The organism is Stieleria sp. (genome assembly GCF_041595215.1).
Taxonomy (GTDB): domain Bacteria; phylum Planctomycetota; class Planctomycetia; order Pirellulales; family Pirellulaceae; genus Stieleria; species Stieleria magnilauensis.
The window spans coordinates 1-2,270 of the sequence record NZ_JBFHKV010001247.1; the positions used below are offsets into that span (position 1 = coordinate 1).

At 58.5% G+C, this 2,270-nt stretch carries 2 protein-coding genes; both read left to right on the forward strand.

Annotated elements, in window-relative coordinates:
- The coding region (locus ABX749_RS30155) for a ferredoxin--NADP reductase (protein WP_372899297.1) at window positions 1-813 on the forward strand (813 nt) is incomplete at its 5' end.
- 96 nt (window positions 814-909) lie between these two features.
- Window positions 910-2,223: a glucose-1-phosphate adenylyltransferase gene (locus ABX749_RS30160; protein WP_372899298.1), complete on the forward strand. Its 1,314-nt coding sequence runs from the start codon at window positions 910-912 to the stop codon at window positions 2,221-2,223.
- Window positions 2,224-2,270: the final 47 nt, after the last annotated feature.

Consider the following 2,270-nt stretch of genomic DNA (forward strand, 5'->3'; position numbering starts at 1 on the left):
GCCGGTCAATACGTCACGCTCGGGCTCGGTAACTGGGAACCGCGTCTGGAAGGCACCCAACAGGAAAACCTGCCGGAAAAAAAACTCACCGGGGTGGTCAAACGCGCCTATTCGATCTCCTGCCCGCTACTCGACGCGGACCATCAGCTGGCACCGATTCATGCGGTCGACTACATGGAATTCTACGTCGTCTTGGTCCGGGAGGCGGACGGCCCCGGCAAAGCCCCACCGGCGCTGACGCCACGACTTTTCTGTCTGGGCAAGGGGGATCGGATCGCGATCGGAAAAAAAATCGTCGGCACGTACACGCTCGGTCAAATTCGCCCCGACGCCACCGTCATGATGCTGTCGACCGGAACCGGAGAGGCCCCGCACAACGCCATGACCGCGACGTTGCTCGACGCCGGACACCACGGCCGCATCATCAATGCCTGCTGTGTCCGCTACCGACGCGACTTGGCGTACCACGCACAACACCGTTTACTGATGGATCAATTTCCGAATTATCGCTACCTGCCCTGCACCACTCGCGAAGACATTAACCTGGATCCCAGTTTGCCCGGTTATGTCGGCAAGCAATACATCCAAGAATTTTTCACCAGCGGTCAACTTGCCGCGGCCGCCGACGACCCGCTTTCGCCAACCAACACGCATGTCTTTTTGTGTGGCAACCCGGACATGATCGGTTATGTTCCGCCGGGAGCCCCCGCACCCAAAAAGCCGGGCATGTTACCGTTGCTCGAAGCGGCGGGTTTTCGTCACGAAATCCACGGCCAAGGTCCCGGCAGGATTCATTTCGAAAAATATTGGTAGCCGCTGGAACCTTTCCCGCGTCCCTCGCGTGCGTTAGAACGGTGGAACAATGATCTGCAGTCGAACCCCATCCCCCTTTCCTATTCCCCAATCGTCATGACTTCTCACTCCGACTACCCGATGGACCTGTCAAAAAATACGATCGCACTGATTCTTGGCGGCGGTCGCGGAACGCGACTCTTTCCGCTGACCAAGATTCGTGCCAAGCCCGCGGTCCCGCTGGCAGGCAAGTACCGGCTGATCGACATCCCGATTTCCAACTGCATCAACAGCGGACTGCGTCGCGTTTTCGTGTTGACCCAATTCCTCTCGGTCAGCCTGCACCGCCACCTCCGTCAAACCTATCGCTTCGATCAATTCACCGGCGGTTTCGTCGAACTGTTGGCCGCACAGCAAACCGTCGATGCCGGAACCGACTGGTACCAGGGAACCGCCGACGCCGTCCGTAAAAACCTGCGTTACATCGACCAGCCCGAGATTGAACACATCCTGATCCTGTCCGGTGACCAACTGTATCGGATGGATTTTCGCGACATGATGAAGTCGCACATCGATTCCGGAGCCGATGCGACCATCGCCGGAATCCCGGTCGACCGCAAAGACGCCGCCGCACTGGGAATCATGCAACTCGACGACGACGGCCGTGTGACCGGGTTCGTCGAGAAACCCCAAACGGAAGAAGAACTGGCCAAGGTTCGTATGGATCCCGCTTGGATCGACGCCCGTGGAATCCCCAGCAAGGGACGTGATTGCCTGGCCAGCATGGGCCTGTATATCTTCAAGAAAGAGGTCATGGTGGACCTGCTGCACGGCAACGATCACTCGGACTTCGGCAAAGAAGTCTTTCCCGCGGCGATCGACAAACGCAAAGTCCAAGTGCACCTGTTTGACGGCTACTGGGAAGACATCGGAACGATCCGCGCGTTTTACGAAGCCAACCTTTCGCTGGCCAGCAAGTCGCCGCCGTTCCAACTCGGCAGCGTCGACGCCCCGATCTACAGCCGCCCGCGTTTTCTGCCGCCCACGGTCGTCGGCGACAACGTCACCATCCGTGGCAGCCTGATCGCCGACGGTTGCCACATCGGACACAACGTCACCATCGAGCACAGTGTGATCGGGCTTCGAACCAAGATCGGGGACAACGTCACGATCAAAAACAGCGTCGTCATGGGCGCCGATTACATCGAAGACCCCGACACCTTGACCCCGGGCCAAATCCCGGTCGGGATCGGCGACAACAGCGTCATCAGCGGAGCGATTCTGGACAAGAACTCGCGCGTCGGAACCGACGTTACCATCACCAATGCCGAAAACGTCGATTCACTCGGCGAGGATGAACCCTTGCAAGTCCGCGACGGAATCTCGATCGTCATCAAGAACGGATCCGTTCTCAACGGAACCAAGTTCTAGACCGATTGCCACACGTCGACGATTTTTCCCCCACGATGCGGCTTGCC

What these genes read in the sequence shown, in the direction of transcription:
- ABX749_RS30160 (WP_372899298.1), top strand. Translation starts at nt 910, where the DNA reads ATGACTTCTCACTCCGACTACCCGATGGACCTGTCAAAAAATACGATC.